6 protein-coding genes are annotated in these 5,988 nt (G+C 43.1%); 3 read left to right on the forward strand and 3 right to left on the reverse strand.

The annotated features are described in order from the left end of the window. Nucleotides 1–577: 577 nt before the first annotated feature. Entirely contained in the window at nucleotides 578–2,281 is a 1,704-nt protein-coding gene (locus F6K49_RS34100; RefSeq protein WP_293103765.1) for a SulP family inorganic anion transporter, read from the reverse strand. Nucleotides 2,282–3,042: 761 nt separating this feature from the next. Between F6K49_RS34100 and F6K49_RS34105 the strand changes: the two genes are divergently transcribed. Continuing rightward, the gene (locus tag F6K49_RS34105; protein ID WP_293022697.1) at nucleotides 3,043–3,255 is read left to right on the forward strand and encodes a hypothetical protein; all 213 of its coding nucleotides are present in this window, start codon (nucleotides 3,043–3,045) and stop codon (nucleotides 3,253–3,255) included. A gap of 350 nt (nucleotides 3,256–3,605) precedes the next feature. Here the strand turns inward: F6K49_RS34105 and F6K49_RS34110 are convergent, their stop codons facing one another. Beyond that, entirely contained in the window at nucleotides 3,606–3,854 is a 249-nt protein-coding gene (locus F6K49_RS34110) for a type II toxin-antitoxin system ParD family antitoxin (RefSeq protein WP_293041017.1), read from the reverse strand. 212 nt (nucleotides 3,855–4,066) lie between these two features. Next, nucleotides 4,067–4,246: a hypothetical protein gene (locus F6K49_RS34115; protein WP_149031329.1), complete on the reverse strand. Its 180-nt coding sequence runs from the start codon at nucleotides 4,244–4,246 to the stop codon at nucleotides 4,067–4,069. 126 nt (nucleotides 4,247–4,372) lie between these two features. Here F6K49_RS34115 and F6K49_RS34120 point away from each other — a divergent pair, with 126 nt between their 5' ends. Both F6K49_RS34120 and F6K49_RS34125 read left to right on the forward strand, forming a co-directional pair. Next, entirely contained in the window at nucleotides 4,373–4,564 is a 192-nt protein-coding gene (locus F6K49_RS34120) for a hypothetical protein (RefSeq protein ID WP_143727904.1), read from the forward strand. A 350-nt stretch (nucleotides 4,565–4,914) separates the two neighbouring features. Continuing rightward, on the forward strand, nucleotides 4,915–5,988 hold a 1,074-nt coding region (locus F6K49_RS34125), incomplete at its 3' end, for a tetratricopeptide repeat protein (protein ID WP_293103769.1).

The raw sequence follows: 5,988 nt of genomic DNA on the forward strand, positions 1-5,988 counted from the left end.
CTTGAGCAATCATGTCAGTAAAAATGTTTTGGGAATATTAGGGCAAGGCAAGAGGCAAACGTTGAGGTAGGGTGGGCAGTGGCTAGCAAAGCGATTGTCAGCTTTTCAATTGGTCTTATCCACTGCCCACCCTACGGCTCACTACGGCTCACTCTATGCTATGAGGTACAAATAGATCCCCCTAAATCCCCCTTATCAAGGGGGACTTTGAGGTTTAGAAGCGTACCTCATAAATCCTATAAACGCTATAGTACTTATCACCCTGTTGTTGGCTATTTATGCAAGACGTCGATATTTTAAGTTAGTTTAAATAATTTTTATTTTTGTTAACTCAACAACTATCAAAAGGTATCAAAAAGTCAGAAGCGTTGAACGTTTTAAACATTCAACGCTTCAGTGCTATTATTACTACGGATTAAGTAACTAACGCAAATTCTTTCTCATTTGTAACGTTTGCTAATTGATTAATCAGGTTTGTTTAAGAAGTAGATGTAGGGTGGGCAGTGCTTACCAAAAGGATTGTCAGCTTTTCAATTGCTCCGCCAACACTGCCCACCCTACGGCTCTTAAATAAAACTTATATATCAGCTGACAAATCAAAATTAGCTTGTGCCTGACTTGGTGCATAATTTTGAGAGTTATTCACGATCGTACGAGACCACCGCAGTGCTTCTAAACGAGTCAATTCTAGGTTTTGGGGTGGAATCTTATGCCAGATATCCAAGCTTTGTAAGCGCTTTCTGGTTTTGCCTGCTGCCCCTACAATAAATACTTGACGACCTTTATCTAAGGCTTCTTGAATAGCATTTTCCAAAGCTAGGGTAGCGGTAACACCTAAAATAGGTACATCACTGAAATCCAGAATCAGTACATCAAAACCTTCAATGGCATTGTGTTGACGGGAAATTGCCTTGGCAACCCCAAAAATCATCGGTCCACTGAGATGAAAGAGTACAATACGACCGTCACCTTGATCCAATAGTACTTTTTCTTCCTGGGAAAGCTGAATTTCCTCATCGTCATAGGTAATGGCCTTAACACTGTCTGCTCTATGAGCACTAAGACGCTCAATGGTGAGGATATTGGCAATAAATACTCCTACTCCCACGGCCACAATCAAGTCAACAAAAACAGTCAGTAAAATCACCCCGTACATAATCAGGGATGCTTTCCAAGAAATTTTATGGGCACGCTTGAGGAAACCCCAGTCAATAATATCAATACCTACCTTGAGGGCGATACCAGCCAAAACAGCAAGGGGAATACTTTGGGTGAGGGGGGCAGCCCAAAGCACAACTACTAGTAATGCTAAAGCACGGGCGATTCCAGAAAGGGCAGTCCTACCCCCGGTTTGGATATTAACCACAGTTCCCATGGTTGCGCCAGCTCCAGGAATACCGCCAAATAAACCGGATACCAAATTACCTAAACCCTGACCCATCAACTCTTTGTTAGAGTCATGTTCGGTACGGGTTAAACTATCAGCCACCAGGGACGTTAGTAATGCATCAATGCAGCCCAGTGTAGCTAGCACCAAAGCATCAACCACCATTAACTGTAACTGTTGAGTGGTAAACACCGGTAGACGCAAACTAGGCAAACCAACAGCAATTTCCCCAATACGGCGAATATCTACCCCAGAGAAAAACACCAAAGACAAAACTGTTCCCAGAATTAAGGCTACCAACTGGGGGGGTACGATGCGTTTCCATTTGCGGGGCATCAAAACAAGAATTGCTACCGTCAAAACCGCTAAAACAGTTTCAATCGGGTTGATGTTTGCTATCAGTGTGGGCAAACTAGTAACTGTGCCAATGACGCCACCCTTAGGGCTACCTTGACCCAAGAAAGGAGCAGTTTGCAAAATAATTAGTATGATTCCAATACCCGACATAAAACCGGAAATGACGGTGTAGGGCATCAACGTAATGTATTTGCCTAGGCGCAGAAAGCCAAACAGAATTTGAAAAATTCCGGCTAACATGACCACGGTAAACGCCATAGCCATGCCGTTTTCTGGATTAGCAGCGGTAAGGTTAGCAATTACCGCTGTCATCACCACCGTCATGGGACCAGTGGGTTCAGAAATTAGGGTGGGAGTACCTCCAAATACCGCAGCAAAAAAGCCGATTAATACAGCACCCCACAAACCAGCTTCTGCTCCAGCACCGGAGGCGACACCGAAGGTAAGAGCCATGGGGAGGGCGATAACGGCGGCGGTTAGTCCACCAAAAATATCCCCCCTAATGTTACGAAAGTGAATTTGGTTAGTTAGTTGCATTGTTAAATTACATTTAGGTAATTGTTACATTACATGTAGGTAACTACTTTTTACTGTACTGCAAATACATCCATTAGATTTATTTAATGATCTTACTAAAATCATTTACTTAAGTCTATGGTCAAGACACAACCCCCAGAAACATAAGCCTTTAACTTAATATTAATAATTTATTAATAAATACATTAACTTTAAAAAAAACTCATGGCAATTATCGATTTGCTTTATAGGCAGGGGAGATAGGGAGATGGGGAGATGGGGAGATGGGGAGATGGGGAGATGGGGAGATGGGGAGATAGGGAGATGGGGAGATGGGGAGATGGGGAGAGAGATGTAGGGTGGGCAGTGCGTACCAACAGGATTGTGAGGTTTTGAATTGGTCTGAAGCACTGCCCACCTGACCAGTAATTTTATTAAAAATCTAGATGTAGGGTGGGCAGTGCAAACCAACAAGATTGTGAGGTTTTGAATTGGTGGAAGCACTGCCCACCAGACCAGTAATTTTATGAAAAATTTAGACAAATAACTCCTATTTTATAGTTAATTTGATGTCGGTATGCCGGGGAGCATGTCACTTTTGAAATTAGGTACATAGATCCCCCCTAACCCCCCTTAAAAAAGGGGGGAATTAGATTCAAAACTCCCGATTCCCGATTTCCAATTCCCGATTTCTTAATAAAAAAAAATTTTCTAAACCCCTTGACACTCTATTTATTTATTGATAAATTAATAATGTCAACAAACTCAAGAGATAATTTCAGATGAGTAACAATTTTCCTCCTTCCGACAACCAAGGTGCCTTACCCAAGAAAGCCAAGCTCCTTTTGATCGGTTCTCCTGAAAAGGTTCGCAAAACAATTAATGCCATTTATTCCCTTAAGTATGCGGAGCCGGACGAGTGGAGCACTCCGGAGCCTACCGGAAAGCCTGGTGAGGTTATGACCTTTTTGATTCGATACTTTTACATAGATTAAGATAGGAGTTTGCCAGGGTTGCCCCCTGGCAAATCAGGAATGGTGAAGGATGTTTGGTGAAGGAGGGTGAAGCAGCATGAAGCAAAATGAGTTGGGATGTTATTGCTTTTCAGTAGTTGCTGACTAACTCGGGAATCATGCCATAATTGAGATCTGAAATTATCGATTTTGAGCTGTACTTGTGGAACGTTAAAGTACAGAATTCGGTCAAGGATTGGGGTTAACCCAAACTTGACCGATTTTTTTTAGGGAGTCGGGAGTCGGGAGTCGGGAGTCGGGAGTCGGGAGTAGGGAAAAAATCCTGTGTACCTAATTAATATGAGAAACGCTGTAATTATCCGATGTATCAGTTATTTCCCGGATTGGTCAAACCGCTGTCTGATATTGGTGCGAATATCTTCCCAATCGTCAGCTGTCATTGGTGTTGGCTCTGGGCTACTTAGTCCTTTAAGAATTTCCATTTCTAGGGCGTATCTAGTTTTCTGCTTTTGGTCAGCTCGAATTAGCTCTCGAATGTACTCGCTAGCGCTGCTATAACCCCCTAAGGCTACCTGAGCTTGAATAAACTCTTTCATCTGAGAGGGCAGGGCAATGTTCATTGTCTCCATTGGGATACCTAGTTACTTACTGCTTGTTTATAGCTATATTGTCAATAATTGCCAATGGATTGTCAATGTAGAGACTGGCCCCGCACTCAACCCAACTCCAACGCCTATGTTAAGGGTTGTTATTACTTAGCCTGCGCCCTACAATAAAAAGCGGGAACAAAAAAATGTGAGCCAGCTGCAATTACCCCTAGATCAGCTATCAGCTAATGCGCTACGTCACAGCGTCGTTCGCACAGCGTGGCCAAACGCGCCCCGCGTGGCCTAAAGGCCAAGGCCAAAGCCTGTGCCACGTTACTTGAGGTGCTATCAGCTGATGCCCTTGGCTGACGGCTGACGGCTGACCGCTGACCGCTGACGGCTGACCGCTGAATGCTTACAGTCAAGCTTTTCGAGCTTTGTAGTACAAATCTATAAAATAAAATATATAAGCTGCAAGAACAATTAAGTTTAATTGTAAGAATTCAGGTGAGGGGGGTTGACAAAACTGAAAAAATCGGTAACCTAACAGCATGAGCAGAAAACTCGCACTGAACAAGCTAGAGCCAAAAGCCCTCAAACAACTGGCAAGGGAGCAGTTGGTATGGCTGATATTGGAGCAGCAAAAGTACATCAAGCAACAGACGACACTTCAAAAAAGTCATTCCCTAGTTCCCTATTCCCTATTTCCATTAATCCACAACTTGTGTACCTCACCTATTTAAGAAATGCTATATACCGATTTCAGCTTTTGACTTATAAGGAGAAACGGGATGTTAAGGGTCTTGGTGGGTAAGTCCTGTGGGAGATCAACCTGGTATTGAAAGTTTCCTGCATAACTTTTGGTGGTTAGCCGGATAAGTCTATAGATACTGAAAAATCAGCTATCAGCTATCAGCTATCAGCTATCAGCTGATGCCCTTGGCTGACGGCTGACGGCTGACGGCTGACCGCTGAATGCTTACAGTCAAGCTTTTCGAGCTTAGTAGTACAAATCTATAAAATAAAATATATAAGTTGGAAGAACAATTAAGTTTATTAAGTTTAATTTTTACATCTTTGACCCACAAAGTAAATGAATACTCCTCCCTTAGATGAGGCTCTCAAGACTTACGAAATAGCCCTTGATAACCTGGAAGATTCAGCATCACCGATGTCTGAAGAGCAAATTATTGCAGTTTTAAATGCTAGGGATTTTGTTCACGCTACTGGTCAGGCAAAAGTTTACCATTCTTATCACGAACAAAAAACCCTTGTTGCCTTGGATGTGCGCCTCAAACAAAATGCTTGGCAGATCAGCAAAGTTATTGATTTTTCTAGCTGGCGAACTAGTTTGGAACCCCCAGACACAGCTTGGTGGTGGCATTTAGAAACAGAAACGGAGCTTGCCCGCTGGCAATGGTGGGATTGGTTATGGCGAGGATTGAGCATTGCTGGCTGGACGGCGAATCTTGGCTTGTTAATCGACCTTCTGCCTCGTTTTCTGATAGCAGGCACTGGATTTGCGGGAGCAGTAGCAATTGCTTTTCCCAGTCTTTTGACCTTATTACAAGCGATAAGCGAACTAACGGAAACCGGACAAGAAGGATTTGATAAATTATTAATCCGACTGGGTATTCCCAAGCATTTTCATGCGGAAGCCCAGCTCGGGGCGACGGAGTTATTACTGCTAATCTTACTAGGTTTTCACTTTTATCTGCCCAATTTTTCTAATTTCTCTAATAGAAGAGGTTTTGAAAAGTATAAGCAAGGTCAACTCGCCAGTGCTGAAGCCCACTATCAGCAAGCGTTAGCCCTTAATCCTGATAATGTCAAAGCTCACTACAACTTAGCTGTAGTATACGAAAATTTACAACAGTTTGACAAAGCCAGAACTCAATACCAATTCGCCGTAAAAGGCGGTTTTGTCAAAGCCTATAACAACTTAGGTCGCTTGCATATTCTTAACAACAAACCCTCCTTAGCTATCCCCTTACTCTTCAAAGGTTTAGCCGGGGCTGGGCAAGCAAGCATCAAAGTTCGATACGACCTGATGAAAAACTTGGGTTGGGCTTTACTCAAGCAAGGGCGAGAGGAGCAAGCAGAACCAATTCTCCGGAGCGCGGTCTCTTTAGGCAGTAGTCCAGAAGGTATTGAAAAAATCAGCAAT

The sequence above is a fragment of the Moorena sp. SIO3I6 genome (assembly GCF_010672095.1).